Origin of the sequence: Brevirhabdus pacifica (assembly GCF_002797755.1) — a bacterium.
Classification (GTDB): Bacteria; Pseudomonadota; Alphaproteobacteria; order Rhodobacterales; family Rhodobacteraceae; genus Brevirhabdus; species Brevirhabdus pacifica.
Map to the genome: position 1 here is coordinate 1133830 of NZ_PGFI01000011.1, position 24491 is coordinate 1158320.

A 24491-nucleotide genomic window follows, 5' to 3' on the forward strand; every position below is an offset into this window, starting at 1 on the left:
TGTGCGAATCATTGATTCGCGTTTAATGATTCGCAAAAGCACGCGCGACCGAATCACCCCCGCTGTAGGAGAGCTGCATGGCTGCCAAGGACACCGAAGACCGGAAGCAGGACGATCAGGACAACGAGGCGATGCTGGACATGAGCCAGGCCGCCGTCAAGAAAATGATCTCCGAGGCGCGGGCCCGGGGTTACATCACCTATGATCAGCTCAACCAGGTGCTGCCCCCCGAACAGGTGTCCTCGGAGCAGATCGAGGATGTGATGTCGATGCTCTCCGAGATGGGCATCAACATCATCGAGGATGATGAGGCAGAGGACGGCGAGCAGAAGTCGACCGAGCTTACGACCACCTCGGACAGCAAGGAAATCACCGTCGCGACCACCAGCTCCGAGACGCTGGACCGGACCGACGACCCGGTGCGGATGTACCTGCGCGAGATGGGCTCGGTCGAGCTGCTGAGCCGTGAGGGCGAGATCGCCATCGCCAAGCGGATCGAGGCCGGGCGCAACACCATGATCGCGGGCCTGTGCAAAAGCCCGCTGACCTTCCAGGCCATCACCATCTGGCGGGACGAACTTCTGTCCGAGGATATCCTGCTGCGCGACGTGATCGACCTCGAGACGACCTTCGGCCGCTCGATGGGCGAGGATGGCGAGGCGGGCGAGGAGAATGTCGTCGCTGGCCTCGACGTGGGCGCCGCGACGACCACCACCCCCAAGCCCGAGAAGAAAAGCGCCGAGCCCGAGCTTGATGCCGACGGCAATCCCATCCGCTCGACCGACGACGATGACGACGAGGACGAGCAGGCGAACATGTCGCTTGCCGCCATGGAAGCCGCGCTGAAGCCCCGTGTGCTTGAGACGCTGGACCGTATCGCCGCCGACTATGCCCGCCTGTCGGACATGCAGGATGTGCGCATCTCGGCCACGCTGAACGAGGACGAAAGCTTCTCGGCCGGCGAGGAAGAGGCCTACCAGTCCCTGCGCGGCGAGATCGTCGAGCTGGTGAACGAGCTTCACCTGCACAACAACCGTATCGAGGCGCTGATCGACCAGCTTTACGGCATCAACCGCCGGATCATGGCGATCGACTCGAACATGGTGAAGCTGGCCGACCAGGCCCGCATCAACCGGCGCGAATTCATCGACACCTACCGCGACCACGAGCTTGACCCGACCTGGCTTGACCAGATCGCCGCCAAGCCCGGCCGAGGCTGGTCCGCCTTCCTTGAGCGGTCGCGCGACAAGATCGAGGAACTGCGCGGCGAGATGGCTCAGGTTGGCCAGTATGTCGGCCTCGACATCAGCGAATTCCGCCGCATCGTCCAGCAGGTCCAGAAGGGCGAGAAAGAGGCCCGTCAGGCCAAGAAGGAAATGGTCGAGGCTAACCTGCGCCTCGTGATCTCGATCGCCAAGAAATACACCAACCGCGGGTTGCAGTTCCTTGATCTTATTCAGGAAGGCAACATCGGCCTGATGAAGGCCGTCGACAAGTTCGAGTATCGCCGAGGCTACAAGTTCTCGACCTACGCGACCTGGTGGATCCGCCAGGCGATCACCCGTTCGATTGCCGATCAGGCCCGCACCATCCGCATCCCGGTCCACATGATCGAGACGATCAACAAGCTGGTCCGCACGGGTCGCCAGATGCTGCACGAGATCGGCCGCGAACCCACGCCTGAGGAACTGGCCGAAAAGCTGCAAATGCCGCTGGAGAAGGTTCGCAAGGTGATGAAGATCGCCAAGGAGCCGATCAGCCTCGAGACGCCCATCGGCGACGAGGAAGACAGCCAGCTTGGCGATTTCATCGAGGACAAGAACGCGATCCTGCCGCTGGACAGCGCCATTCAGGAAAACCTGAAGGAAACCACGACCCGCGTCCTCGCCAGCCTCACCCCGCGCGAGGAACGTGTGCTGCGCATGCGTTTCGGCATCGGCATGAACACTGACCACACCCTCGAAGAGGTTGGTCAGCAGTTCAGCGTCACCCGCGAACGGATCCGTCAGATCGAGGCGAAGGCGCTGCGCAAGCTCAAGCACCCCAGCCGGTCGCGCAAGCTTCGGTCCTTCCTGGACCAGTAGGGTTATTCGAGAACGGTGAAGGGGCGCTCCGGTCGGGGCGCCCTTTTTCGTTTTGGCGCGGGCCGCTGCCGACGATAGGCTGCGGTCAAACGCCGGACCGTCCGGACAAGCAAGAGGCAAGCAATGCAGGGCACGATCACCCTATCCACGAATGGCAGCGGGCTTTACGAGTTTACCGATCAGGTGGCGCATTGGCTGAACGGGCAGGGCGCCGGTGACGGCCTGCTGACGCTCTTCGTGCGGCATACGTCCTGCTCGCTGCTGATACAGGAAAACGCAGACCCGGACGTGCAGCGCGATCTACGGGCATTCTTCGACCGGCTGGTGCCGCCCTCGGACGATCCGGCGATGTCCTATCTGCGCCACACGTCGGAAGGCCCCGACGACATGCCCGCCCATATCAAGGCGGCGATGATGCCGGTCAGCCTGCAGATCCCGGTGCAGGCGGGGCGGATGCGGCTGGGCACCTGGCAGGGGATCTACCTTTTCGAGCACCGCCGCGCCCCCCATCGGCGCGAGGTCGCGCTGAGCCTGCTCGGATAATCCGCCCGGCCATCCTGCACGGCTCGCCCGCTCAGTTCTGGGGCATAAGGTAGATCTCGCGCACGCAATTGCGCGGATCCGCGTTCAGCGCGTGCAGCACGGCGTCGGCCACGTCGCGCGGCTGAAGCTTGTCGGGGGCGCCGTCATCGAAGAAGGGGGTGTCGACCATCCCCGGCGCGACGACGGTGCAGCGCCCGCCCCAGTCGCGCATTTCCTCGGCCATGTTGCCGGCATAGCCGTGCACGAACCACTTGGTCGCCCCGTAGATCGAGCCCTTGATGTGCCGCCGCCCGGCCGCCGATCCGGTCAGCACCAAATGCCCCCGGCTTTTGCGCAGGTGGGGCAGGGCCGCCCGTGCGGTGTAGAGAAGCCCCATGATGTTCACGTCGACCATGGCGCGCCACTCGTCGATCGCGCCGGCCTCGGTCCCGGGGGTGGAAAGGCCGGTCCCCGCATTGGCGAAGACCGCGTCGAGCGAGCCGAAATGCCCGGCGGCGCGTTCCATCGCCGTCACGAGGGCCTCGGGGTCGGTGACATCGCCGGGCAGGGACATGGCAGCGCGGCCCAGGTCGCCCGCGACCTCCTCCAGCGTTTCGGCCGAGCGGGCGAAGAGCGCCACGTTCCAACCGTGGTCCACGGCGACCCGTGCGGTTTCCGCGCCGATGCCCGTCGAGGCCCCGGTAATGAAGAGGGTCTTTGCCATGATCGCTGTCCTTGGTTGGGAAGGTGTTCGCAGGGCCAACACGAAGGCCGGCCCGGCTGTTCCGCCGGGCCCCTTTGGCGGGTGGGTGTTTCTCAGCGACAACAGGATGTTGTGGGCGGAAATGGGCACTACCCAAGCCGTCGCGGGTTTCCTATAGTGCCTGTGGGCACCCGAGCCCGAAGATCAAGGAGGCGGTCCGATGCGCTGTCCGTTTTGCGGAAATGTAGATACGCAGGTCAAAGATTCCCGGCCCGCCGAGGATCATGTCGCTATCCGCCGCCGCCGCTTCTGCCCGGCCTGCAGCGGCAGGTTCACCACCTACGAGCGTGTTCAGCTACGCGACCTGGTGGTCATCAAGACCAATGGCAAGCGCGAGAATTTCGACCGCGACAAGCTGGAGCGTTCGATCCGCATCGCCCTTCAGAAACGCCCCGTCGAGCCCGAGCGCATGGATCAGATGATCTCGGGGATCGTGCGGCGGCTTGAGAGCATGGGCGATACCGACATCAGCTCCAAGCTGATCGGCGAGATCGTGATGGAGGCCCTGGCCCGCATCGACACAGTCGCCTACGTCCGCTTCGCCAGCGTCTACAAGAACTTCCAGGCGGCCGACGATTTCGAGGATTTCGTCGCCGAGCTGCGCCCGCCCAGCACGCCAGAGGGCTGAGCCCATGGCGCAGATGGGCGCCGCCCCGCGCAAGCCGCACCCCCCCTCCGCGCCGACGGATGCGGACATTCGCTGGATGCGAATGGCCCTGTCGCTGGCCGCGCGGGGGCTGGGCAATGTCTGGCCCAACCCCGCCGTCGGCTGTGTCATCGAACAGGAGGGCAGGGTGCTGGGCCGGGGCTGGACCCAGCCCGGGGGCCGTCCTCATGCAGAGCGCATGGCGCTGGACCAGGCCGGGGACGCGGCCCGGGGTGCCACCGCCCATGTCACCCTTGAACCCTGTGCCCATCATGGCAAAACGCCCCCCTGCGCCGATGCGCTGAAGGCGGCGGGCGTGGCGCGGGTCAACATCGCCATCGGCGACCCGGATCCGCGGGTCGCGGGGCGCGGCATTGCCGGGCTGCGGGCCGCCGGGATCGCGGTTGCGACCGGTATCATGGCCGAGGAGGCCCACCGCCAGCAGCGCGGTTTCCTGACCCGCGTGCTGTTGGGCCGGCCCATGGTCACCCTGAAGCTGGCAAGCTCTCTCGACGGGCGGATCGCGACGGCGGGGGGCGAGAGCCAGTGGATCACCGGGCCCGAGGCGCGCCGCCGGGTGCATGCCCTGCGCCTGTCCCATGATGCGGTGCTGGTGGGCGGCGGAACGGCGCGCGACGACGACCCACTTCTGACCGTGCGCGGCCTGGGCGAGGTGGCGCAGCCCGTGCGGGTTGTGGCCTCCGCCCTGCTGGACCTGCCGCCCGAGGGGGCGCTTGCGGCCTCGGCCCGCCAGGTGCCCCTGTGGCTGTGCCACGGCCCCCGCGCAGACAAGGCGCGTATCAAGGCATTTACCGATCGCGGCGCGGTCTGCGTCGCCGTGCCCGAGACGGGTGGACGGCTTGAGCTTGCGGGGCTTATGCGTGCCCTCGGGGCGCGGGGCCTGACCCGCGTCTTCTGCGAGGGGGGCGGACAGTTTGCCGGCAGCCTTCTACGGGCCGGCCTGGTCGACGAGCTGCACGGCTTTGGCGCAGGTATCGCCATCGGCGCCGAGGGGCGCCCCGCCTTGGGCGAGTTGGGGTTGGAACGCCTGTCCGACGCGCCCCGCTTCCGCTTGCGACGGTTGGAGCAGGTCGGGGGCGACGTTCACGCCACCTGGGAACGCCCCGACGGCTTGCGCAGCAAATAGCCCAGCAGACGAGGTCCTAGCGCCACAGCCAGGCGTAGGAGGATAGCGCCCCCTGCGCCTTGGCGGTCAGCCGGTTCAGCGGGCCGGGCCGGGGCAAATTGCCGCCGGCCAGCCGGTCGACCGCAACCTCGGGCGGGCAGGCCGTGCCGGTCACCGGATCGAAATAGCGCGGATAATCGATCAGGGCCGCGTGGATCAGCCCTTCCAGCGAGACTTCGCGCCGGCGGCGGTCGGGCACGGGGCCCAGATCCCGCGTCAGGCCCCAGCCCGCGTAGAAGGGCGTGCCGAGGCAGGTGACCCGCAGGCCCCGCAACAGCGCCTCGAACCCCAGCAGGGATGTCATGGTCCAGACCTCGGTCCCCTCGGTCAGAAGGGCGGCGGCATCGACCCCCTCGACAAGCTCGTCGGCGTGGCGCAGCACCTCGTCGGGGGCCACGTGGCCCATCCGCAGGCCGCCCGCGACATCGGGGTGGGGCTTGTAGAGGATCAGTGCCCCGGGATTGGCCTGTCGCGTGGCGCGCAGAAGGTCGAGGTTGGTGCGCACCGTCCCGGCCCCCGTCAGGATCGAGGCGTCATCCTCCACCTGTCCCGGCACCAGGATGCGGGGCGCGTGGGGACGCCCGGCGGAGGCGGCCCGGTCCGGCCCGGGGCCAAGGTTGTATTTCGTCAGTCCGGCCCGCAGGATCCGGTCATGCAGGGCGCGGGCGCGGTTGCGGCGCGCGTCGCTCAGGCTGGCGGCGTCGCGGATCAGCGTCTCAAGCCGGCTGGGCCCTGAGGGATCGTAGTAGATGCCAAGATCGTCCAGCACCAGCGACAGCGGCGGCACCAGTTCGGCCCCCAGACCGCGCGACCGCAGGAACCCGTCCTCCACCCGCACCAGCGGGACCTTGGACGCGCGGGCGGCCTCCGTCAGCTCGGGCGTGGCCTTGCCGGCCCAGACCATGGCCGGGCGCCCCTCGCGGCGGGCCGTGCGCACAAGGGCGGGACCCTCGGCAAAGCGCAGGCGCCGGTACTGGCCGAATATGCGTTGCAGGGGGCGGCGTTTCCACAGGCGCATGCCGCCGGCGACATGGCCGAAGCGGTCCTGGCGCCAGGCGCGGGCGGCGGCCTCCATCGCGGCAAGGCTCGTTTCGAACTCGCACAGCCGGTCGCGGTGGGGATCGTACCAGGTGGGATAGAGCAGCATCGCCCCCGCGAAAAGCTGGGCGCGGGTCAGGGTGCGGCCGCGCCGCTGCTGGGGCAGCAGGTCCTGGGTCAGGCCCCAACCGGCATAGAAGGGCTGTCCGAAGACGTGGGGGCGGTGGCCGGCCATGATCGCCTCGAACCCCATCTGCGACGTGACGACATAGACCGCCACCGCGCCGCGCAGCAAAAGCCAGGGCGAGACCGGGTCGGAGAGCAGGGTGGTGCTGTTATCGACATCCTCGGGGCCGAAATGGCCGGGGCGGTGGCCGGCAGCGGTCTCGGGGTGGGTCTTGATGACGATGCGCGCGCCCGGATGCTCGTCCCGGGCGGTGAAGAGCATTTCGCGGAAATGGCTGGCGTTTGCCCCGCCCAGCCGGATCGAGGCGTCGTCGCGGGTCTGGTCGATTACCAGAACGTATCCGGGCCGGGGAAGCGGGTGGTGGGGGTCGTAGGCGCTGTACTTGCTGACCTCGGCGGCCTGAAGCCTCTCGATCCCGTCGCGGGCGCGTCCAAGCAGGGCCGCGTCGTCGAACGGGGTCTCGCGCAGCAGGTGCTCAAGATCGCTGGTCCGGCCCGCGTCGAGGTAGAGGCCGCGCCGGTCGATCACCAGGCCCAGGGGCGGCTCTCCGCTGCGGCCGGGGTGGAGGGAACGGATGAAGGCATCCTCGATCCGCACCAAGGGCGCGCCGGTCAACCGCGCCGCCCGCTCGCCCCGCGCGGCGTAGGGCGAATGCCCCCAGACACCGATCGCGTCGTCGGGGCCCGGCAGGGGGAAGGGAGAGCCTTTGAAGGGCGGCACCGCGGGCGTGATCTGCCAGCCGGCAAGCGACAGGATGCGGCGCAGGCGGGGCTGGCGCAGGAAACCGGCGGAATAGACGAAAAGGCGGCGCGCCCCCGGGCCGGCATTGCCGTCCCCGGCAGGGCCGGGATCGGGTGTCTGGCTTGCCGGGGGCACGGGGCTGCGCCCGTTACTGGGCGATGCCCGCCAGGTTGTTGGCCTGGTTGAGCGTGCCCGTCAGCGAGGAGATGGTCTTGTTCCACTGCACGAAGGGCGCTTCGGTCACGTAGACCGTGTCGCCGTCGCGGATAGCAAAATCGCGGGCCTCGAACATGCCGTTGGGCTCGGTCAGGTCCAGCACGTAGACGAAGCGCTGGGTGCCTTGCAGGTCGGTGCGGCCCAGCACGTTGTTGGCGATCTCGGCCGGCTCGTTGCGGAAAACGAAGACGCCGGTGGGATCGGCCAGCGAGGACGATAGGCCGCCGACCTGGGCGATCGCCTCGAGCGCGGAGATATTGGGGGTGGGGAAGTTCAGGCGGCTCTGGGTGCCGGTCGCGCCCAGCGCGGTGAAGGCGCGGGTGTCCTCGTCGACGATGATGCGGTCATTGGCCCGCAGCGCGATATCGAGGGCGGGATTGGTGTAGAGGTCGGAGAGCCATACGGTCTCACGGCGGCTGCCGCGGATCAGGGTGACGCGGGTCACCTCGGGGTCGCTGGAAATGCCGCCGGCCTGGGCCAGCATCGACAGAAGGGTCCGGGTCGGACGCTCGATCGGGTAGACGCCCTGGCCGCCGACACCGCCGACGATGGAGATGGTCGCGCCGTTGCCGGCCAGACGCCGCACGATCACCTGGGGATCGGGTGTCTGGGTGTCCAGCTTGCGGGTGATGACGCCGCGAAGGGCCTCGGGGGTGTTGCCGGCGGCACGGATGCGCCCGGCGTAGGGCACGAAGATGAAGCCCGCGCCGTCGACCTGGACCTCGTCCAGCTGCGACAGGCCGCCCTTGGCCAGCAGCCCGTCCTCGACGTTCTCGTAGATGGTCAGGCCCAGGCTGTCGCCCGGGCGGATGATGTCGGAACCGATGACGCCGGCGTTGCGGAAGGCGCTGGAGAAGCCAAGCGCCGGGGTGACGGCGGTGGCGCGGGTGACCCGGGGGTTCACGGAGACGATAAAGGCATCGCCCTGGCGCATCACCGATCCGGCGAAAATCTCGCTCTTGGTCGGGCCCGATCGCGGCAGGCCGCAGGAGGAGACAACCGCGACGCCCGCCAGGAGCGCGGCGACGCGCGCTCCGTTCGATGCCATGAATTTCATGGGAACTGCCCTCATTCTGCTGCTCTGCCCGTGCTTTTTTTGCGACATTACGGAAGCATGCATGAAAAAGCCAGTGTCCCGGCGGCGGCTCAGTTCACCAGGCGCAAGTGTTGCCGGGGTGCCGCGTTGCCCAGTTTGAGCGAGTCGTAGGGATCCTGCTTGGCCAGGATCAGGTCCGCGACCTGGCGCAGCAGCTCCTGCCGCCCCTTCTGCGAATAGTAGCCGCCCGTAAGCTGGCTGGTCTCCAGAAGGTAGTGACGGAAGTCGCGGTAGGCGCGGCTGTCGGGCCGCATGGGGCGGGCAAAGAACTCGGGCAGGGGCTGTTCCGAGACGAACTCGGGCTTGGCATAGACCGCCGAGCCGAAGACCTTCAGCGGCAGGCCGCGCCACAGGGCCTGCTGGCCGGCGGTGGAATTGACGGTGACGGCGGTGCGCGCGTGGTTCATCAGCGCCGCCAGCTTGCCGCCCGGCACGTAGCGCACGCGCCCCTCGACGCCGAACTCGCGGGCGATGGCGGCAATGGTGGCGCGCATCGGACGGCGGCCATCCTCCAGCGGGTGCCCCTTGAAGATCAGCTGGTGATGGGGCGGTGCGCCCTCGGCAAACCCCTCGATGCAGACGCGCAGGAACTCTTCCATGCACTTGAAGGGGCTGTGTTTCACGAAGGAGCTGTCGTGCTCAAGCTGGAGCAGAACCAGGTGGTAGGGAAAGCCGCCCCGGGTGATCCGCCGGGTCGCCAGCGCCCGCTCGGCCGAGCGGAAGGGCATGGTCAGCAGACGCTTGGCGTAAAGCTGGAATTCCTTGTCGACCGTCATGTCCCGGTGGGGCCGGAAATTGGCATAGCGGCGATTTCTCAGCATGACGAAGCCGTGGTAGAGCGCGCCGTAGAAGATGTGATGGCGCATGTCGCCCCAGCGGGCGGGCGCGTCGGGCAGGTCGGCGTCCAGCTCGGCCAGCTCGTGGCGCATGTCGGCGACGGATTTTTCCATCAGCTTGGAATTGCCGTTCGATCCGTCCCGCTCGTAGGTCACCCAATAGGGGCGCAGGTAGCCCTCTTCGAAGACGTGGACGCGGATATGGGATTTCTGGGCGGCGCGGATCGCCTCGGCGTGGACGAAGCGCACGTCACCGTAAAGCACGATGTCGGTGATCCCGAGACGACGGTAGAGCTTGCCGATCTCGCTGGGCCAGGCCTGCTGTTTCTCGATGAAGGGAATGTAGGTGGCACCGTCGGACCAGAAGGCTTCGTCGCCGCGGTTGAAGCCGACGCGCCAGACCTGGGCCCCCGCCGAACGCAGCATCGCGGCCAGCGTATCGAAGAAGGGGCCGTGCGGTCCCTGGAGAAAAAGGAATTTCTTGCCCACGCCAAGCGCCTTGACCATGTCACCACCTACTCAACTATGCCGGCCTGTCGCTGCCGGACAACCGGGAAAATCCGCATTTGAAACGATCTTTTTTCGGGATTACCCCCCGCTCGTGTCACCAATGGGGCGGAAGGGGGCCGCTTTCGCGCTGATTTGGGGACAATCGCGTTTGCCCGGCGGCGGGCGGAACGCAGTGTCGAGGCGGGGCGCCCCGTAACCGCCCCACGGCGCGCGCGGCTTGTCTTGGCTGGGCAGGGCGGCTAGATGCGGGAAGGGTTTCGCGGCAGGAGGCACGCCATGTTCACGGGGATCGTCACGGATATCGGCAGGCTGATCGCGGTCGAGCGGCGCGGCGACATGCGAGCGCGTATCGCCACGGCCTATGACGCCGCCGGCATCGACATCGGCGCCTCGATCGCCTGCGACGGCGTCTGCCTGACCGTGGTCGACAAGGGCCGCGTCGATGGGGCGGGCGTTGGACCGGAAAACTGGTTCGACGTGGACATCTCGGCCGAGACGCTTTCGGCCACCAACCTCGGCGCCTGGCAGGACGGCCGGCACATCAACCTTGAACGCGCCCTGCGCGTCGGCGACGAGCTGGGCGGTCACATCGTCTCGGGCCACGTGGATGGCACTGCGACGCTTGAGGAGTTGCGCCCCGAGGGGGACAGCACGCGGCTGACCTTCCGCGCGCCCGCCGCCCTGACCCGGTTCATCGCGCCCAAGGGCTCGGTCGCACTGAACGGCACCTCGCTGACCGTCAACGAGGTCGAGGGCGAGCGGTTCGGCGTCAACCTGATCCCCCACACGATGGCCGCGACCAACTGGTCCGAGGCCCGCGCGGGCGACGCCATCAACCTCGAGATCGACACGCTGGCCCGCTACGTCGCCCGCCTGGCCGAGGCCGGCTGAGGAGGGGGTTTCCGGTCCCCTTGGGGCCCGGATCTTGCGTCTGCCGGTCGAAGGCTGGGGGCGCGGCCCCGCCTGTCATCGGGGGCGTCGCGGCGTCATCGCAGAGCGGGCGGCGCAACATGCTCTGGATTCCCCCGGCGCGACGGGCTATCAGCCCCCCGGACCGACCGGCGCGCGCCGGGCCGGCCCATGATCCGCCAGCCCATGCAGGCCACCGCGCCCGCAAGACGTTCACCGCCCGGAGCCACGCCCCATGTCAGACCACGACAGCTACAGCGACGCGATCTCGCCCATCGAAGAGATCCTGGATGACGCGCGCAACGGACGGATGTTCATCCTGGTCGATCACGAGGATCGCGAGAATGAGGGCGACCTGGTCATCCCCGCCCAGATGGCGACGCCCGAGGCGATCAACTTCATGGCCACCCACGGGCGCGGCCTGATCTGTCTGTCGCTGCCCGGAGAGCGGATCGACGCCCTGGGCCTGCCGCTGATGGCCTCCTACAACTCGTCGCGCCACGAGACCGCCTTCACCATCTCGATCGAGGCTCGTGAAGGGGTGACGACGGGCATCTCGGCCTATGACCGCGCCCGCACCGTCGCCGTGGCCATCGACCCGGCAAAGGCCGCCGCCGACATCGCCACCCCCGGCCACATCTTTCCCCTGCGCGCCCGCGACGGCGGCGTGCTGGTCCGCGCGGGCCACACCGAAGCCGCGGTGGACGTGGCGCGTCTGGCCGGGCTGAACCCCTCGGGCGTCATCTGCGAGATCATGAACGACGACGGCTCGATGGCGCGGCTGCCCGATCTGGTGTCCTTCGCCCAGCTGCACAACCTGAAGATCGGCACCATCAGCGACCTGATTGCCTACCGGCGGCGCAACGACAACCTGGTCAAGGTCTCGACCGAGCGAACCGTCACCTCGGAGTTCGGCGGCGAGTGGCAGATGCGCGTCTTCACCGACGAGACCCACGGTGACGAGCATATCGCCCTGGTCAAGGGCGACCTGTCGGGGGACGATCCCGTGCTGGTGCGCATGCACGCGCTGGACGCCATGCATGATGTGATCGGCGTCGGCCCGGCGGGCCGGTCGCAGGAATTCGGTCGCGCGATGGAGATCATCGCCCAGGAGGGGCGCGGCGCGCTGGTCCTGCTGCGCGACACGACGTTGAAGCTGACGACCGACGGCGCGGCCTCGCCCCAGACCCTGCGGCAATACGGGCTGGGCGCGCAGATCCTGTCCAACCTGGGTCTGTCGCGCCTGGTGCTGCTGACCAATTCACCGACACCCCGCGTCGTCGGGCTGGATGCCTATGGCCTGTCCATCGAAGGCACCCGTCCGATCCCGCTGGATCCCGCTGCAACGAAGGACTGACCGATGGCCGGAACCGAGACCCATCACGTGCTGCCGCTGCCCGGCTTTGACCGGCCGCTGCGGCTGCTGATCGTCGTGGCGCCCTATTACAAGGACATCGCGGACGACCTGCTGGCCGGCGCAATCGCCACGCTGGACAAGGCCGGCGCCACCCACGAGGTGGTCGAAGTGCCCGGCGCGCTGGAAGTGCCCGGTGCCATCGCCATCGCCCGGCGCGGCGCCAATTTCGACGGTTTTGTCGCCCTGGGCTGCGTCATCCGTGGCGAGACCACCCATTACGAGACCGTCTGCAACGACAGCAGCCGCGCCCTGACCCTCATGGGGCTGGACGGGGCCTGCATCGGCAACGGCATCCTGACGGTCGAGACCCGCAATCAGGCCGAGGTTCGCGCCGACCCGGAAGGCCAGAACAAGGGCGGCGGCGCGGCCGCGGCGGCCCTGCACCTGGTCGCCCTGTCGCGGCGCTGGCCCGCGGGCGGGTCCGAGACAGACGGGGCATCCGGCACGACCGGCACGCAACAGGCGCCCTTCCGCATGGCGGGGCAGGACAAGGGGACGGACATCGCATGAGCGACACCCGCGAGAGCAAACGCCAGATGCGCTCGGCCGCGCGGCTTTACGCCGTGCAGGCCCTGTTTCAGATGGAGGCCTCGGGCAGCACGGTCGAGAAGGTCACCGTCGAGTTCGAGGATCACCGCTTCGGCGCCACCTACGAGGGCGACGAGATGGCCGAGGGCGATCCGGTCCTTTTCCGGCGGCTGGTCAACGACGCGGTCGAACGGCAGGCGCTGATCGACCAGATGGCAGACCGTGCTCTGGTCGCCAAGTGGCCCATCGCCCGCATCGACCCCACCCTGCGTGCCGTCTTCCGTGCCGCCGGCGCCGAGCTGACGGCCGGTGACACCCCCCCCAAGGTCGTCATCAACGAGTTCGTCGATGTCGCCCGCGCCTTCTTCCCCGAGGGCAAGGAAGCGCAGTTCGTCAACGGCGTCCTGGACCACATGGCCCGCGAGGCCCGGCCGGAGGCATTCTGAGCCACCGCTGACCACCACGCGCGCGCCCCTTCGGGCGGCGCGAATCCCCATCCCCAAATCCGCTGTCACGGCCGGGGCGCGGCGTCGCCGCCCCTCGTTTCCGAGGGGCGCGGCCCGGCCCGGCTGGCTGTCCTTCGGGGGCAGTTGTCCACAATCGCCGGGGCCGCAGCCTCCCGCGCCGCGTCGGGTGCCCTTCGGCTATCTCCTTTGCTGGTAGGGAAAATCCGGACCGGAGCCGCCCATGCCCCGCAAAACAAGGGGCGCGGGGTTCGGCAGAACCTCGCCGAACGGGGCGGGGCGGGGCTGGTGGCGGAGATTATCCCTCCAAGATGCGCTATGCCTTTTGGTGCAACTTGTGAGGAACTTCGATGACAAAGCTCTATCGCTCACTGCTGGCCCATGGCCTCTATGGCTTCATGATGGCGGCAGGTTTCGTCTCGGTGCTGCTTGTTCTCAACGTGGCAAACCTCTGGGAGGTGGTGACCAGCTCGGACGAAGGGTTGGTCGCGGCGGGCATGCTGCTGCTCTTCAACGCCATCGCCTTCACCAGCATCCGTTTCCTGATCCATTCCGCACGCGACCGCATGGACCGGCGCCCCTCGGGCAGCCGCAGCGCCCTGCCGGCCCGCGCCGCGATCCCGGTCTACGCCCCCGCGCGTCGCTGACGCCCGGGTGGTGACGGGCGGCATCGCCGCCCCGGCCATTCCCCCATGAAACCGTGCCGCCCGGCGGCACAACCCTTCGAGCAGAGCGCACCCCTTCGCCCCAGCGGGCGGAGGGGTGCGCCGCTTTTGGGGAGGGCAAAGCCCACGCCGCGCGCGGCCCCGAAGGGGAGGTTCTGAAAATGTCGAAGGGGGAATTGCGTGGCGGGCCCGTACGCGACCGTTGAGGTGATGAATTCCCGAGGACCTGTGTATACAGGTGGGCACCAGGTAGCAGAACCAGGATCCTGCCAGAGCCAGCTCCCTCGGAGTTGCTTAAGGCCACCGGAATTTAACCTCGTCACGGGAAGGACAGCACCCGCCACAGGGCCTAGGTAAGCCGCCGCCGCCCTTGCGGCAACCCCCCGGGTCGCTTGATTTTTGTTCACCTAACGTTCATATCCTTGCCCATGCAGGATAACGACAGCCAGAGCGGACAGCCCACGGGCGGCGATGACAGCTGGGAGGAGGGACCCCTTTACCGCCGTCCCGACCCCGTGGCGGCGGAGGCGCCCCAGCCCGAAGCATCGCGCGCCGATCCTTTGGCGCCACGCTCGCCCGTGCCCGCCCGAGACCGGCCCGGCGAGATGCTGGCGCGCGGCGTCTGCCGCCACCTGCGGGCCCATGACTTCGTCACCGTCGAGGAATTCGTCCCCGCCCGTGGCCTGCGGGTCGACGTGATGGGGCTGGGCCCCCGGGACGAAATCTGGGTGATCGAGTGCAAGTCCTGCCGCGCGGATTTCACCGGCGACCGGAAATGGCAGGGCTACCTGGAATGGTGTGATCGCTATTTCTGGGCGGTCGATCGCGACTTTCCCGCCGAGTTGCTGCCCGAGGGCACCGGCCTGCTGCTGGCGGATGGCTACGACGCCGAGATCCTGCGCATGGGCGAGGAACGGCGCCTGCCGGCAGCCCGTCGCAAGGTGCTGATGCGCAAGTTTGCCCGCCACGCGGCCCTGCGGTTGCAGGGTCTGCGCGATCCGGGGATGCTCAGCGCTTACCGCCCTTAGGCTTGCCGCGCCCGGCGGGCTTGGCGGTCATGTGCCGCGCCTGCTCGGCGGCGGCCTTCAGCTCCTCGGCGATCTCGAGCGCTTCTTCGGGGTCGAAGTCGAAAGGAAGGTCGACGCCCTCGGCCTCGACATAGATTCGCACCATGCCCTCGGTGGTGGGACCGATTTGCAGATTGGCCGCGATATCGCTTTCTGAATTGATGCCCATGATGGCCTCCTGATGACCAAGGCTTGTTAAGCGGGCGGGCACGGATTCACAAGGCCAAGCATAGGGCCCGCGGGGGCCGATAGGGGGCTTTGGGGCCTTGGTGGCCACGTTCCGCACGCCCCGGGCCAGCGCCGCGCCGGCGTGCCGGGATCGGGGGATAAAGGAAAGCCGAAAGGGGGCAGGAAAAAACGCCGGTCGCTCTTGCAAACTTTCCGGGCCGGGGGTAAACGCCACAGCCAGTGCCGCCTTAGCTCAGTTGGTTAGAGCGCCGGATTGTGGATCCGGAGGTCCCCCGTTCAAGCCGGGGAGGCGGTACCATCCCAACCATCCTTCGGATCGACCACTAAAAGCGGGCACAAGACGCTGTTTTCGCGTGGTTTCTGTCGTTCGCGGGCTTACTGGGCGGGGTCCAGCGCCACGTTCTGGCGCAGGGCGCCGGTGGTGCGGTCCAGAACCAGCAGGCGCGCGTCCTCGGTCACCACGATGACAAGATCGTCCACGACCGAGATCGACCGAAGCGCCGCGCCGGCCGGCAGGTCCAGCCCGGCGGCCAGTTCGGCCAGCCCCGGCAGACCGGCCGCAGCGGGCCCGGTGGGGGCAGATGCCGCGCTCTTTTCCGTGTCTGCACTGAATCGCATGACAAGCAGGCCGACAATGGTTAGAAGCCCCGCGATCATCGTCACCGCCAGCGCCGTCACAAGGACCCGCAGGAACCTGATATTTGCCGGCAGGTCAGCCGGCTGAGGAGCATCATCCATGAACGGTTCCCCTACCGAGAAGGTCGAGACAGTCGAGTTCCGGATCGCAGCCGATCCGCCCGCCCGTCTTGATAAGGCCCTTTCCCGCGATGTGCCAGAGCAGGCGGCCCTGAGCCGCACGCGCCTGGCCCGGCTGATCGCCGAGGGTGGTGTCGCCTGCAACGGGATCACCGTCACCGACCCAAAGGGTCGGGTTGCCGAGGGGGATCTGGTGCGCATCGCCGTTCCCGTCGCCATCGACAGCCATATCCTTGCCGAGGAAATCCCGCTGGAGATCCTGCACGAGGACGACGACCTGATCGTGCTGAACAAGCCGGCGGGGATGGTCGTGCACCCGGCGCCGGGTTCCCCCTCGGGCACTCTGGTCAACGCCTTGCTGCACCATTTCGACGGGCGCCTGTCGGGCGTGGGCGGAGAGAAGCGCCCGGGCGTGGTTCATCGCATCGACAAGGACACCTCGGGCCTGCTGGTCGTGGCCAAGAGCGACGCGGCCCACCACGGCCTTGCCGCCCAGTTCGAGGCCCATAGCGTCGAGCGGCGCTACCTGGCGCTGTGCCACGGCGTCCCCGATCCGGGCGATCCGCGGGTGCGCGGCATGCGCGGCGTTTCGTTCGAGGCGGGCGATTTGCTGAAGATCACCACCCAGCTTGCCCGCCACAAGACCGACCGGCAGCGCCAGGCGGTGCTGTTCCAGGGCGGTCGCCACGCGGTGACGCGGGTGCGGCTTCTGGAGCGGTTCGGCAACCCGGGCGCGGTGGCGCTGGCCGAATGCCGGCTGGAGACGGGCCGCACCCACCAGATCCGGGTTCACATGGCCCATATCGGCCACGGGCTGATCGGGGATGCGACCTATGGCGGTCGGCGCAAAAGCTCGGCCAAGGCGCTTGGCGAGGGGCTGGCGGCCCAGGTGATGGCCTTTCCGCGCCAGGCCCTCCACGCCGCCACATTGGGGTTCGAGCATCCGGTAACGGGCGAGACCCTGCGGTTCGAGGCGGCACCGCCCGAGGACATGGCGCGCCTGATCGCCGCCCTGCGGGAAGGGGCCGGGCGCTGACCCTAGGGGCCTTTCCGGGCCCGCGCCGCCTGTCGCGCCCTTTTCAACACCGTGTGAGCCACGCCGATTTGTGACGACGCATCGCGCCGCAGGGGTCATTCTGGACCCGCTGCTGGCGGACTGCCGCTTGCGCTTCAGGCCCGACGGAACCCTGCATGTTGTTGAAATGTTAATGGCACATACATAGGTTCGTTTGGCAGAATGGGACAGGATCAGATGAGTTACGCAAATCTACCGGCACCGTCGCCCGAACAGGGCCTCAACCGCTACCTGCAGGAAATCCGCAAGTTTCCGATGCTGGAGCCGGAAGAGGAATATATGCTTGCCAAGCGCTGGGTCGAGGATCAGGACACCGAGGCCGCGCACAAGATGGTCACAAGCCACCTGCGCCTGGCCGCCAAGATCGCCATGGGCTATCGCGGCTACGGCTTGCCGCAGGCCGAGGTCGTGTCCGAGGCCAACGTCGGTCTGATGCAGGCGGTCAAGCGTTTCGATCCGGAAAAAGGTTTCAGGCTGGCCACTTACGCGATGTGGTGGATCCGGGCTTCGATCCAGGAATACATTCTGCGCAGTTGGTCGCTGGTCAAGATGGGCACCACTTCGGGTCAGAAGAAACTGTTCTTCAACCTGCGGAAGGCCAAGGCGCGCATCGGCGCGCTGGAGGATGGCGACCTGCATCCCGATACGGTCAAGAAGATCGCCACCGACCTCAGCGTGACCGAGGACGAGGTCATCTCGATGAACCGCCGGATGTCGGGGGGCGATGCCTCGCTCAACGCGCTGGTTGGCTCGGATGGCGAGGGGGCGACCCAGTGGCAGGATTGGCTTGAGGATACCGACGCCGACCAGGCCGAGGACTACGCCGAGCGCGATGAGCTGGAGGCCCGGCGTGAGTTGATGGCCGAAGCGATGTCGGTGCTGAACGACCGCGAGAAGGATATCCTGATGCAGCGCCGTCTCAAGGACCGGCCCGTCACGCTGGAGGAGCTTTCTGGCCAGTATGACGTCAGCCGTGAGCGGATCCGCCAGATCGAGGTGCGCGCCTTCGAGAAGTTGCAGGACCGCATGCGCAGCCTGGCCAAGGAAAAGGGCCTGCTGACCCCGGCGTGACCGGGTCAAGCCCCGCCTGTTTTGCGGGCGGATCAGAAGATGTGAGAACGGCGGCGCGCCAATCGGACGTGCCGCCGTTATTCGTTTGGTAACAAGAGGTTATCTGGGGTCATCTAGGGCGCTCCCGCTCGTCTGCCCTGTCCTACTGCCAGCCCTCGGTGCGGGGTATGCCGGTGCCGCGCACGCCGGCACGGTTCAGCATCTCGGGAAAGGCGCGGCGGAATTGCAGCAGGCTGGCATGCCCTTGGGCGAACGTCTCTACATCGATCCGTCGGGGCAGGCGGCGCAGGGGTATGCGGTGGATGCGAAGCCTCGCCTCCAGGTCCGCCAGTTTCTCGGCGGCTGGCCCGACCTGCGCGTGGGCCGTCACCACCTGCCGCAGACCCCGGTCCAGCACCCATTCCAGCGTCGCCTCGACCGTGCCCCACGGCGCCAGGGGGCGCACCGGCTTCTCGCTGGGTCCCAGACGGCGGCGGGCATCGGCCATGCCGACCTGGGCAAAACCCAGCACCGCCGAGGCGGGGGGCATGACCGCCCGCTCCTCGGTCGAGGAGAGGAACCGGATCTCGGCAATGTCGAGGTCGTGGGGCAGCAGCTTCTCGGGGCTCAGGTCGTCCTCGTGCACCACCAGCCCGGTGGCGCCGATGCGGTCTGCGCGCTCCCAATTGATCGGGGCGGGAAGGGGCGGGGCCTCGCCCCCGATTGCGCGGGCGGCCCGGGTCAGGGCGCTGTGACACAGCCCATGGCCGGGGGGAGAGCCCTCGGCGATCTCTTCGACGGTGACCAGGTAGGGGTGGCCGTCCTGAAGGCCCGCCACCTCGCGCCAGAGCACGGTGTTGAGGGACGGGTCCCCGTCCAGCAGGTGGCGCATGAAGAAATCGGCCCCCAGCTCCCAGGGCAGGCGCAGGGTGAAGATCCAGACCGAGGCAAACCAGCGCCGCTTGCGGTGGGCAAGGGTGCCGGTGTCCACCAGCTCGCGCGCCCAGGCGTTGAAGGGCTCGATCCCCGTCTGCCCGTCGCAGGCGTCCTGCCAGGCCTGGTGCAGGCCCTCGTCGCGCTGCATCTTGTCGGCGGCGGTCGCAACCCCCTGGCGATACCCGTACCAGACCGAGGGGCGGGCCTGGATCCAGGCGCGGGCATGCAGGCGGCGCGACATCAGCCGCATCAGCCCCGGAAGGTTGGCGGCGCCGTGGCGGGCCAGCGCAGCCTCCAGAAGCTCGGCCTCCGACAACAGGCGGTGGCGCAGGTAGGGGGCAAGCGCGGCGATATCGGCGTGCTCGCCCGCGGCGTCGGGCAGGAAGGCGTTGAGGATGTTGAGCGCGGTCTCGCGCGTCGGCATCCGCCGCGCGGCAAGGCTGGCGGGATGGTTGTCGAGGGTCACGACGCTGGCGGTCGGTTTTTCGCCGCCGCCCGAGCCGTTGCCCGAGCCGTTGCCGGCGCCTCCTCCGACACCTCCCCCGGTACCACCGGATGTGGTCTCGACAGAGCTCATCGCCCAGGCCCCGGCCGGGCGCGGCCACCCGGCGCAGGGGCGCGCACGGGGCGGGCGAGGGGGTGGGTCACGGGGTCACGCTCGGGGCTTGGGCGGTTCAATTCGTCGTGTTCCCTGTCCTGTGGCGAAGGGGGCACCGGCCGGGACCGGCACCCCTCCTAGCCGTTGTAGGCCGGGCGCCGGGGCAATCAACCCGTTCCAGCGGCGCAAGCTTTGGCCGCCGGGCGGCCATTCCGCACGCGCCCCCGGCGGCCGGCCCGTCGCAGGGTCATTGCGCGCCGGCAAGAAAACTGGGGCGCTGGCCCTTGCAGCCCACCGGGCCCGCAACTAACATTTTGAAAGCTTTGGCCCGTTACAAGGCCCCAACCCAGCAGAGGCTCGATAATGTTCAACCCCACCCAGCAGGTCCAGAATTTCATCATCCCGACGGTGGAGGAAACGACGTCCCGCGGTTCGCTGCGCTACGACATCTTCTCGCGGCTGCTGAAAGAGCGGATCGTTTTCGTCTCCGGCCCCGTCCACGACGAGATGGCGACCGTGATTGTCGCCCAGCTTCTGTTCCTCGAGGCCGACAACCCCTCGAAGGAAATCTCGATGTACATCAACTCGCCCGGTGGCGTCGTCACCTCGGGCCTGTCGATCTACGACACGATGCAGTACATCAAGCCCAAGGTCTCGACCGTGTGCATCGGTCAGGCGGCCTCGATGGGCTCGCTCCTGCTTGCCGCGGGTGAGCCGGGCATGCGCTACTCGCTGCCCAACAGCCGCATCATGGTTCACCAGCCCTCGGGCGGGTACCAGGGCCAGGCGACGGACATCATGATCCACGCCCAGGAGACCCAGAAGCTGAAGGACCGGCTGAACCAGATCTATGTCAAGCACACCGGCCGCAAGCTGGAAGAGGTTGAAAAAGCCCTCGAGCGGGACAATTTCATGGAGGCGCAGGCTGCCAAGGACTGGGGCCTCATCGACGAGATCGTGGAAAGCCGTCCCCGCGGCGACGATCCCAAAAGCTGATCTGACGGGGCGGCGGGACGGGGCCTGTGGCACATTTTGCCATTGTGCCCCCATACCGCCTGCCTTAGTCTTTTCGGACAGGCGAAAGGCCGATGTTTCCACCGGAGCATTTGCCAACAGAAGGGAACCTTCGAGGTAAGCGATGGCAACGAACTCAGGCACCGATTCCAAGAACACCCTCTACTGCAGCTTCTGTGGAAAGAGTCAGCATGAGGTGCGAAAACTCATTGCCGGCCCCACGGTGTTCATCTGTGATGAATGTGTCGAGCTTTGCATGGACATCATCCGCGAGGAGACCAAGACCTCGGGTCTGAAGTCCCACGACGGCGTGCCCACGCCCAAGGAAATCTGTGAGGTTCTGGACGACTACGTGATCGGGCAGATGCACGCCAAGCGTGTGCTCTCGGTTGCCGTGCACAACCACTACAAGCGCCTCAATCAGGCCGGCAAGACCGGCGATATCGAGCTTGCGAAATCCAACATCCTGCTGATCGGCCCCACCGGCTGCGGCAAGACGCTGCTGGCCCAGACGCTGGCGCGCATTCTGGATGTGCCCTTCACGATGGCCGACGCCACCACGCTGACCGAAGCCGGTTACGTCGGTGAGGATGTCGAGAACATCATCCTCAAGCTGCTTCAGGCCAGCGAATACAACGTCGAGCGGGCGCAGCGCGGCATCGTCTACATCGACGAGGTCGACAAGATCACTCGCAAGTCCGACAACCCCAGCATCACCCGCGACGTGTCGGGCGAGGGCGTGCAGCAGGCGCTTCTGAAGATCATGGAAGGCACCGTCGCCTCGGTGCCGCCGCAAGGCGGGCGCAAGCATCCCCAGCAGGAATTCCTGCAGGTGGACACGACCAACATCCTGTTCATCTGTGGCGGCGCCTTCGCGGGTCTGGAAAAGATCATCGCGCAGCGCGGCAAGGGGTCCGCAATGGGCTTCGGCGCGGATGTCCGCGAAGAGGAAAAGCAGGGCATCGGCGAGACCTTCAAGTCGCTTGAGCCCGAGGATCTGCTGAAGTTCGGCCTGATCCCGGAATTCGTCGGCCGTCTGCCCGTGATCGCCACGCTCGAGGATCTGGACGCCGAGGCGCTGGTCACCATCCTGACCGCGCCGAAGAACGCCCTGGTCAAGCAGTACCAGCGCCTGTTCGAGCTGGAGGATGCCGAGCTGACCTTCACCGAGGATGCCCTGAAGGCCATCGCCAGCCGCGCCATCGAGCGCAAGACCGGCGCCCGTGGCCTGCGCTCGATCATGGAGGACATCCTGCTCGACACCATGTTCGACCTTCCGGGCATGGACGATGTCGAGGAAGTCGTGGTCAACGAAGAGGCCGTGCTGGCAGAGGCCAAGCCGCTGCTGATCTACGCCGACCGCGCCAAGGAAGAGCCCGCGACAGCCGGATGAGCAGAATGCGCAGAATTTCCTCGGGTAGCCCCTTCGAAGACAAGATCGGCTATTGCCGCGCTGTGGTCGCGGGTGGCTTTGTCCACGTGGCGGGCACCGTCGCCGCCGGGCCCGACGTGCCCGAGGGCGTGGTGGATCAGTGCCGCTCGGCCTTCAAGGTCATCGAGGGTGCTCTGAAGGAAGCCGGTTGCGGCTTCGCGGACGTGGTGCGCGTGACCTACATGCTGCAGGACCGGACCGAGTTCGAGGCCTGCTGGCCCGTGCTGGCCGAGACCTTCGGCGACGCCCGCCCCGCCGCGACGATGATCGAATGCGGTCTGATCGACCCGAAATACCGGATCGAGATCGAGGTGACGGCGCTGGCACCCGCGCAGGGCTGAGCCGCGCGAATGTATTTCGGCGGGCCGGACGGAATGCCGGTCGACCCGCTCCGCGACAGAAGAAACCGAATGACGTGCGGAGACATTTCGATGGGGATCAAGACTGTATTGCTGCGCGCCGTGACCTGGTGGAACGGCCAGACCCTCGGCACCCAGCTTTTCACCAAGCGCAACGGCCTCAAGGTCGGTGAGGACGCACAGGGCAACATCTTCTACCAGACCGAAGGTGGCAAGCGCCGCTGGGTCATCTTCAACGGCGAGGCCGAGGCAAGCCGCGTCAGCCCCGAGTGGCACGGCTGGCTGCACCATACCTGGAACGAGCCGCCGACCGAGGTGCCGCTGGTCCACAAGCCCTGGGAAAAAGAGCATGTGGAGAACCTGACCGGCACGGACATGGCCTATGCACCCCCGGGATCGATCCGCCGGGCGGCCCCGGCGCCGCGCATGGACTACGAGGCCTGGCAGCCCGAGTGATGGCCGAAAACACAACAGAAGTGATCGTCGGCGGCGTTGTGCTTGCCGCGGCGGCGGGTTTCCTGATCCATCTGGCCAGTGCCGCCGGCATCAGCCGCGAGGCGGGCTCCTACGAGCTGACGGCGAGTTTTCGCTCGGTCGAGGGGGTGACGCCCGGAACCGATGTGCGTCTGGGCGGCGTCAAGGTAGGAACGGTCACGGCGCTGGATCTCAACCCCAAGACCTTCCGCGCCGACGCCCGTTTCACCGTCCGCGAGGGGATCGACTTGCCCGACGATACATCCGCCGTCATCGCCTCAGAGGGGCTTCTGGGCGGCAACTTCCTGGAGCTTGTTCCCGGCGGCTCGCCCTTCAACCTGGAGCCCGGCGCCGAGGTCGAAAATACCCAGGGCGCCGTGTCGCTGATCACGCTGTTGCTGAAATTCGTCTCGGGGAGTGGGGGGCAATGAGCCGTCTGTCCTTTCGCGCGTCCGGCACCCGCAACGCCCCGCGCCGCCCGCTCATCGGCCTTGCCGCCACGGCCGGCGTCTGCGCGCTGCTGTCGGCGGCGCCGGTGCTGGCGCAGAACAGCGACGACATAGCCAACCAGATCCTGAACGACCTGGCCAACAGCCTCAACGACAACCCCGCCGAGGGGTCTGTCGTCACCGAGAACCCCGACGGCATCGACAACGGTCTGGAGACCGAGCCGGGCCTCTTCGAGGAGCCTTCGGGGCCCGATGACGCCCTGACCACGACCCAGAGCGACCCCGACGCCGAGATGATCCAGGAGGGGGTAACCTCGGAAACCGTGGTGGTGGAGGCCGATGGCGCCATTCTTCGCGGTCTCGACAAGGTGTCGGGCGAGACGACGGACATTCCTTTCGCCGTGGGAGAGACCCGCGCCTTTGGGTATCTGACCGTCACCCTGGACGAATGCCGATATCCCCAGGACGATCCGTCGTCGAACGCCTATGCCTTCCTGACGGTCAGCGAGGAAAGCGACGACAACAAGCAGTGGTTCCGGGGCTGGATGATCGCCAACGCGCCGGCGCTGAACCCGCTGGATCACCCGCGCTACGACGTGTGGGTGCTGCGTTGCAGGACCGAGGCGACGTCGGGTTCCGGCGGCTGAGCCATGAAGTCGGCGGGGCGTTCCAGCGCCGCCGCCAGCGCCCTGCGATATTCGGCGCGGGTGATTTCCTGCCCGCCAAGCGACGCCAGGTGTTCGGTCAGGAACTGGGTATCCAGCAGGGTGAACCCCCCTTCGCGCAGGCGCGACACCAGGTAGGCCAGCGCCACCTTTGACGCGTCGGTCCGGCGCGAGAACATGCTTTCCCCGAAAAAGGCGCCGCCGATCGCCACGCCATAGACCCCACCGACCAATTCCTCGCCTTCCCAGACCTCGACGGAATGGGCATGGCCGGCCTCGTGAAGCTCGGTGTAGAGGCGGAAGATCTGGTCGCTGATCCAGGTGGTATCGCGGTCGGCGCAGCCCCTGACCACATCCTCGAAGGCGCGGTCGACGGTGACGCGGAAATCGCCGCGGCGGATGCGCCGCGCAAGCCGGCGCGAGATGTGGAACGCCTCCAGCGGCAGCACCCCGCGCAGGTGCGGATCCACCCAGAACACCGCGTCGTCGTCGCGGGATTCGGCCATGGGGAAGATGCCCCTGGCATAGGCCTGCAGTAACAGCGTTGAAGTAAGTGCCCGGTCGGTCATGGCAGGACGCGCCCGAAAGGTGTCTGCGGCGCCCGCAGGGCGGCGTCAGG

Annotated in this window: 26 protein-coding genes and 1 tRNA gene; 19 read left to right on the forward strand and 8 right to left on the reverse strand. The window is 67.5% G+C overall.

What is annotated here, in order from left to right:
• Nucleotides 1-77: 77 nt before the first annotated feature.
• Nucleotides 78-2084, forward strand: coding sequence for an RNA polymerase sigma factor RpoD (gene rpoD / locus CLV77_RS05520; protein WP_076978903.1), 2007 nt, complete (start codon nucleotides 78-80; stop codon nucleotides 2082-2084).
• A gap of 123 nt (nucleotides 2085-2207) precedes the next feature.
• The gene (locus tag CLV77_RS05525; RefSeq protein WP_076978902.1) at nucleotides 2208-2627 is read left to right on the forward strand and encodes a secondary thiamine-phosphate synthase enzyme YjbQ; all 420 of its coding nucleotides are present in this window, start codon (nucleotides 2208-2210) and stop codon (nucleotides 2625-2627) included.
• 31 nt (nucleotides 2628-2658) lie between these two features.
• On the opposite strand, the gene CLV77_RS05530 is transcribed toward CLV77_RS05525, so the two are convergent.
• Nucleotides 2659-3330: an SDR family oxidoreductase gene (locus CLV77_RS05530; RefSeq protein WP_076978901.1), complete on the reverse strand. Its 672-nt coding sequence runs from the start codon at nucleotides 3328-3330 to the stop codon at nucleotides 2659-2661.
• 199 nt (nucleotides 3331-3529) lie between these two features.
• Between CLV77_RS05530 and nrdR the strand changes: the two genes are divergently transcribed.
• Together nrdR and ribD are read left to right on the forward strand one after the other, a co-directional pair.
• The gene (gene nrdR / locus CLV77_RS05535) at nucleotides 3530-3997 is read left to right on the forward strand and encodes a transcriptional regulator NrdR (RefSeq protein ID WP_076978900.1); all 468 of its coding nucleotides are present in this window, start codon (nucleotides 3530-3532) and stop codon (nucleotides 3995-3997) included.
• 4 nt (nucleotides 3998-4001) lie between these two features.
• Nucleotides 4002-5162 (forward strand): bifunctional diaminohydroxyphosphoribosylaminopyrimidine deaminase/5-amino-6-(5-phosphoribosylamino)uracil reductase RibD, encoded by a 1161-nt coding sequence (gene ribD / locus CLV77_RS05540; RefSeq protein ID WP_236861008.1) that lies wholly within the window; start codon nucleotides 4002-4004, stop codon nucleotides 5160-5162.
• A 16-nt stretch (nucleotides 5163-5178) separates the two neighbouring features.
• Here ribD and CLV77_RS05545 read toward each other — a convergent pair whose 3' ends face one another.
• From CLV77_RS05545 to CLV77_RS05555, 3 genes are all read right to left on the reverse strand, one after another.
• Nucleotides 5179-7302 carry a capsular polysaccharide biosynthesis protein gene (locus CLV77_RS05545; RefSeq protein WP_076978899.1) on the reverse strand — a complete coding sequence of 708 codons (2124 nt, stop codon included), beginning with the start codon at nucleotides 7300-7302 and terminating at the stop codon, nucleotides 5179-5181.
• Nucleotides 7303-7315: 13 nt separating this feature from the next.
• Nucleotides 7316-8440, reverse strand: a complete 1125-nt coding sequence (locus CLV77_RS05550) for a polysaccharide biosynthesis/export family protein (RefSeq protein ID WP_076978898.1) — start codon at nucleotides 8438-8440, stop codon at nucleotides 7316-7318.
• A gap of 89 nt (nucleotides 8441-8529) precedes the next feature.
• Nucleotides 8530-9822: a capsule biosynthesis protein gene (locus CLV77_RS05555; protein WP_076978897.1), complete on the reverse strand. Its 1293-nt coding sequence runs from the start codon at nucleotides 9820-9822 to the stop codon at nucleotides 8530-8532.
• 279 nt (nucleotides 9823-10101) lie between these two features.
• Here CLV77_RS05555 and CLV77_RS05560 point away from each other — a divergent pair, with 279 nt between their 5' ends.
• From CLV77_RS05560 to CLV77_RS05585, 6 genes are all read left to right on the forward strand, one after another.
• A complete protein-coding gene (locus CLV77_RS05560) occupies nucleotides 10102-10716 on the forward strand; it encodes a riboflavin synthase (RefSeq protein ID WP_076978896.1) in 615 nt (204 codons plus the stop codon).
• A 253-nt stretch (nucleotides 10717-10969) separates the two neighbouring features.
• Nucleotides 10970-12091 carry a 3,4-dihydroxy-2-butanone-4-phosphate synthase gene (gene ribB / locus CLV77_RS05565; protein ID WP_076978895.1) on the forward strand — a complete coding sequence of 374 codons (1122 nt, stop codon included), beginning with the start codon at nucleotides 10970-10972 and terminating at the stop codon, nucleotides 12089-12091.
• Nucleotides 12092-12094: 3 nt separating this feature from the next.
• Nucleotides 12095-12661 carry a 6,7-dimethyl-8-ribityllumazine synthase gene (locus CLV77_RS05570; protein ID WP_076978894.1) on the forward strand — a complete coding sequence of 189 codons (567 nt, stop codon included), beginning with the start codon at nucleotides 12095-12097 and terminating at the stop codon, nucleotides 12659-12661.
• On the forward strand, nucleotides 12658-13125 hold the full coding sequence (gene nusB / locus CLV77_RS05575; protein WP_076978893.1) for a transcription antitermination factor NusB: 468 nt from the start codon (nucleotides 12658-12660) through the stop codon (nucleotides 13123-13125). Before CLV77_RS05570 ends, nusB begins: the two co-directional genes overlap by 4 nt.
• Nucleotides 13126-13493: 368 nt before the next feature.
• Nucleotides 13494-13790 carry a hypothetical protein gene (locus CLV77_RS05580; RefSeq protein WP_076978892.1) on the forward strand — a complete coding sequence of 99 codons (297 nt, stop codon included), beginning with the start codon at nucleotides 13494-13496 and terminating at the stop codon, nucleotides 13788-13790.
• Between the two features lie 623 nt (nucleotides 13791-14413).
• Complete coding sequence (locus CLV77_RS05585; RefSeq protein WP_076980950.1) at nucleotides 14414-14836, forward strand: MmcB family DNA repair protein; 423 nt, start codon at nucleotides 14414-14416, stop codon at nucleotides 14834-14836.
• On the opposite strand, the gene CLV77_RS05590 is transcribed toward CLV77_RS05585, so the two are convergent.
• Nucleotides 14817-15044 carry a DUF6324 family protein gene (locus tag CLV77_RS05590; protein WP_076978891.1) on the reverse strand — a complete coding sequence of 76 codons (228 nt, stop codon included), beginning with the start codon at nucleotides 15042-15044 and terminating at the stop codon, nucleotides 14817-14819. The genes CLV77_RS05585 and CLV77_RS05590 overlap by 20 nt on opposite strands.
• Nucleotides 15045-15285: 241 nt before the next feature.
• Between CLV77_RS05590 and CLV77_RS05595 the strand changes: the two genes are divergently transcribed.
• Nucleotides 15286-15362 (forward strand) — tRNA-His (locus CLV77_RS05595).
• A 77-nt stretch (nucleotides 15363-15439) separates the two neighbouring features.
• Here the strand turns inward: CLV77_RS05595 and CLV77_RS05600 are convergent.
• A complete protein-coding gene (locus CLV77_RS05600) occupies nucleotides 15440-15802 on the reverse strand; it encodes a DUF6476 family protein (RefSeq protein ID WP_076978890.1) in 363 nt (120 codons plus the stop codon).
• On the opposite strand from CLV77_RS05600, the gene CLV77_RS05605 reads away from it, so the two are divergent.
• Complete coding sequence (locus CLV77_RS05605; protein WP_076978889.1) at nucleotides 15801-16856, forward strand: RluA family pseudouridine synthase; 1056 nt, start codon at nucleotides 15801-15803, stop codon at nucleotides 16854-16856. The genes CLV77_RS05600 and CLV77_RS05605 overlap by 2 nt on opposite strands.
• Before the next feature lie 216 nt (nucleotides 16857-17072).
• Nucleotides 17073-17966 carry an RNA polymerase sigma factor RpoH gene (rpoH, locus tag CLV77_RS05610; RefSeq protein WP_076978888.1) on the forward strand — a complete coding sequence of 298 codons (894 nt, stop codon included), beginning with the start codon at nucleotides 17073-17075 and terminating at the stop codon, nucleotides 17964-17966.
• A 142-nt stretch (nucleotides 17967-18108) separates the two neighbouring features.
• Here the strand turns inward: rpoH and CLV77_RS05615 are convergent, their stop codons facing one another.
• Nucleotides 18109-19458, reverse strand: coding sequence for an FAD-binding domain-containing protein (locus CLV77_RS05615; protein WP_076978887.1), 1350 nt, complete (start codon nucleotides 19456-19458; stop codon nucleotides 18109-18111).
• Between the two features lie 384 nt (nucleotides 19459-19842).
• Here CLV77_RS05615 and CLV77_RS05620 point away from each other — a divergent pair, with 384 nt between their 5' ends.
• From CLV77_RS05620 to CLV77_RS16695, 6 genes are all read left to right on the forward strand, one after another.
• Nucleotides 19843-20475 (forward strand): ATP-dependent Clp protease proteolytic subunit, encoded by a 633-nt coding sequence (locus tag CLV77_RS05620; protein WP_076978886.1) that lies wholly within the window; start codon nucleotides 19843-19845, stop codon nucleotides 20473-20475.
• Between the two features lie 142 nt (nucleotides 20476-20617).
• Nucleotides 20618-21886, forward strand: a complete 1269-nt coding sequence (gene clpX / locus CLV77_RS05625; RefSeq protein WP_076978885.1) for an ATP-dependent Clp protease ATP-binding subunit ClpX — start codon at nucleotides 20618-20620, stop codon at nucleotides 21884-21886.
• Nucleotides 21883-22266, forward strand: a complete 384-nt coding sequence (locus CLV77_RS05630) for a RidA family protein (protein ID WP_197685754.1) — start codon at nucleotides 21883-21885, stop codon at nucleotides 22264-22266. The genes clpX and CLV77_RS05630 overlap by 4 nt, the downstream gene beginning before the upstream one ends.
• Nucleotides 22267-22356: 90 nt before the next feature.
• A complete protein-coding gene (locus CLV77_RS05635) occupies nucleotides 22357-22740 on the forward strand; it encodes an NADH:ubiquinone oxidoreductase subunit NDUFA12 (protein ID WP_076978883.1) in 384 nt (127 codons plus the stop codon).
• On the forward strand, nucleotides 22740-23189 hold the full coding sequence (mlaD, locus tag CLV77_RS05640; protein WP_076978882.1) for an outer membrane lipid asymmetry maintenance protein MlaD: 450 nt from the start codon (nucleotides 22740-22742) through the stop codon (nucleotides 23187-23189). The genes CLV77_RS05635 and mlaD overlap by 1 nt, the downstream gene beginning before the upstream one ends.
• Nucleotides 23186-23854, forward strand: coding sequence for a DUF2155 domain-containing protein (locus CLV77_RS16695; protein ID WP_233128110.1), 669 nt, complete (start codon nucleotides 23186-23188; stop codon nucleotides 23852-23854). The genes mlaD and CLV77_RS16695 overlap by 4 nt, the downstream gene beginning before the upstream one ends.
• Here CLV77_RS16695 and aat read toward each other — a convergent pair.
• The gene (gene aat / locus CLV77_RS05650; protein ID WP_076978881.1) at nucleotides 23797-24441 is read right to left on the reverse strand and encodes a leucyl/phenylalanyl-tRNA--protein transferase; all 645 of its coding nucleotides are present in this window, start codon (nucleotides 24439-24441) and stop codon (nucleotides 23797-23799) included. The two genes, CLV77_RS16695 and aat, sit on opposite strands and share 58 nt — an antisense overlap.
• Between the last annotated feature and the right edge of the window lie 50 nt (nucleotides 24442-24491).

Bases quoted from the DNA above. Each gene is read 5' to 3' on its own strand.
- CLV77_RS05590 (WP_076978891.1), bottom strand. From the start codon at position 15,044: ATGGGCATCAATTCAGAAAGCGATATCGCGGCCAATCTGCAAATCGGT.
- CLV77_RS05580 (WP_076978892.1), top strand. From the start codon at position 13,494: ATGACAAAGCTCTATCGCTCACTGCTGGCCCATGGCCTCTATGGCTTC.
- CLV77_RS05605 (WP_076978889.1), top strand. From the start codon at position 15,801: ATGAACGGTTCCCCTACCGAGAAGGTCGAGACAGTCGAGTTCCGGATC.
- CLV77_RS05630 (WP_197685754.1), top strand. From the start codon at position 21,883: ATGAGCAGAATGCGCAGAATTTCCTCGGGTAGCCCCTTCGAAGACAAG.
- CLV77_RS05550 (WP_076978898.1), bottom strand. From the start codon at position 8,440: ATGAAATTCATGGCATCGAACGGAGCGCGCGTCGCCGCGCTCCTGGCG.
- rpoD (WP_076978903.1), top strand. From the start codon at position 78: ATGGCTGCCAAGGACACCGAAGACCGGAAGCAGGACGATCAGGACAAC.
- CLV77_RS05600 (WP_076978890.1), bottom strand. From the start codon at position 15,802: ATGGATGATGCTCCTCAGCCGGCTGACCTGCCGGCAAATATCAGGTTC.
- CLV77_RS05620 (WP_076978886.1), top strand. From the start codon at position 19,843: ATGTTCAACCCCACCCAGCAGGTCCAGAATTTCATCATCCCGACGGTG.
- CLV77_RS05555 (WP_076978897.1), bottom strand. From the start codon at position 9,822: ATGGTCAAGGCGCTTGGCGTGGGCAAGAAATTCCTTTTTCTCCAGGGA.
- clpX (WP_076978885.1), top strand. From the start codon at position 20,618: ATGGCAACGAACTCAGGCACCGATTCCAAGAACACCCTCTACTGCAGC.
- CLV77_RS05530 (WP_076978901.1), bottom strand. From the start codon at position 3,330: ATGGCAAAGACCCTCTTCATTACCGGGGCCTCGACGGGCATCGGCGCG.
- CLV77_RS05585 (WP_076980950.1), top strand. From the start codon at position 14,414: ATGCTGGCGCGCGGCGTCTGCCGCCACCTGCGGGCCCATGACTTCGTC.
- nusB (WP_076978893.1), top strand. From the start codon at position 12,658: ATGAGCGACACCCGCGAGAGCAAACGCCAGATGCGCTCGGCCGCGCGG.
- CLV77_RS05615 (WP_076978887.1), bottom strand. From the start codon at position 19,458: ATGAGCTCTGTCGAGACCACATCCGGTGGTACCGGGGGAGGTGTCGGA.
- aat (WP_076978881.1), bottom strand. From the start codon at position 24,441: ATGACCGACCGGGCACTTACTTCAACGCTGTTACTGCAGGCCTATGCC.
- rpoH (WP_076978888.1), top strand. From the start codon at position 17,073: ATGAGTTACGCAAATCTACCGGCACCGTCGCCCGAACAGGGCCTCAAC.
- ribB (WP_076978895.1), top strand. From the start codon at position 10,970: ATGTCAGACCACGACAGCTACAGCGACGCGATCTCGCCCATCGAAGAG.
- CLV77_RS05560 (WP_076978896.1), top strand. From the start codon at position 10,102: ATGTTCACGGGGATCGTCACGGATATCGGCAGGCTGATCGCGGTCGAG.
- ribD (WP_236861008.1), top strand. From the start codon at position 4,002: ATGGCGCAGATGGGCGCCGCCCCGCGCAAGCCGCACCCCCCCTCCGCG.
- CLV77_RS05635 (WP_076978883.1), top strand. From the start codon at position 22,357: ATGGGGATCAAGACTGTATTGCTGCGCGCCGTGACCTGGTGGAACGGC.
- mlaD (WP_076978882.1), top strand. From the start codon at position 22,740: ATGGCCGAAAACACAACAGAAGTGATCGTCGGCGGCGTTGTGCTTGCC.
- CLV77_RS05525 (WP_076978902.1), top strand. From the start codon at position 2,208: ATGCAGGGCACGATCACCCTATCCACGAATGGCAGCGGGCTTTACGAG.
- CLV77_RS05570 (WP_076978894.1), top strand. From the start codon at position 12,095: ATGGCCGGAACCGAGACCCATCACGTGCTGCCGCTGCCCGGCTTTGAC.
- nrdR (WP_076978900.1), top strand. From the start codon at position 3,530: ATGCGCTGTCCGTTTTGCGGAAATGTAGATACGCAGGTCAAAGATTCC.
- CLV77_RS16695 (WP_233128110.1), top strand. From the start codon at position 23,186: ATGAGCCGTCTGTCCTTTCGCGCGTCCGGCACCCGCAACGCCCCGCGC.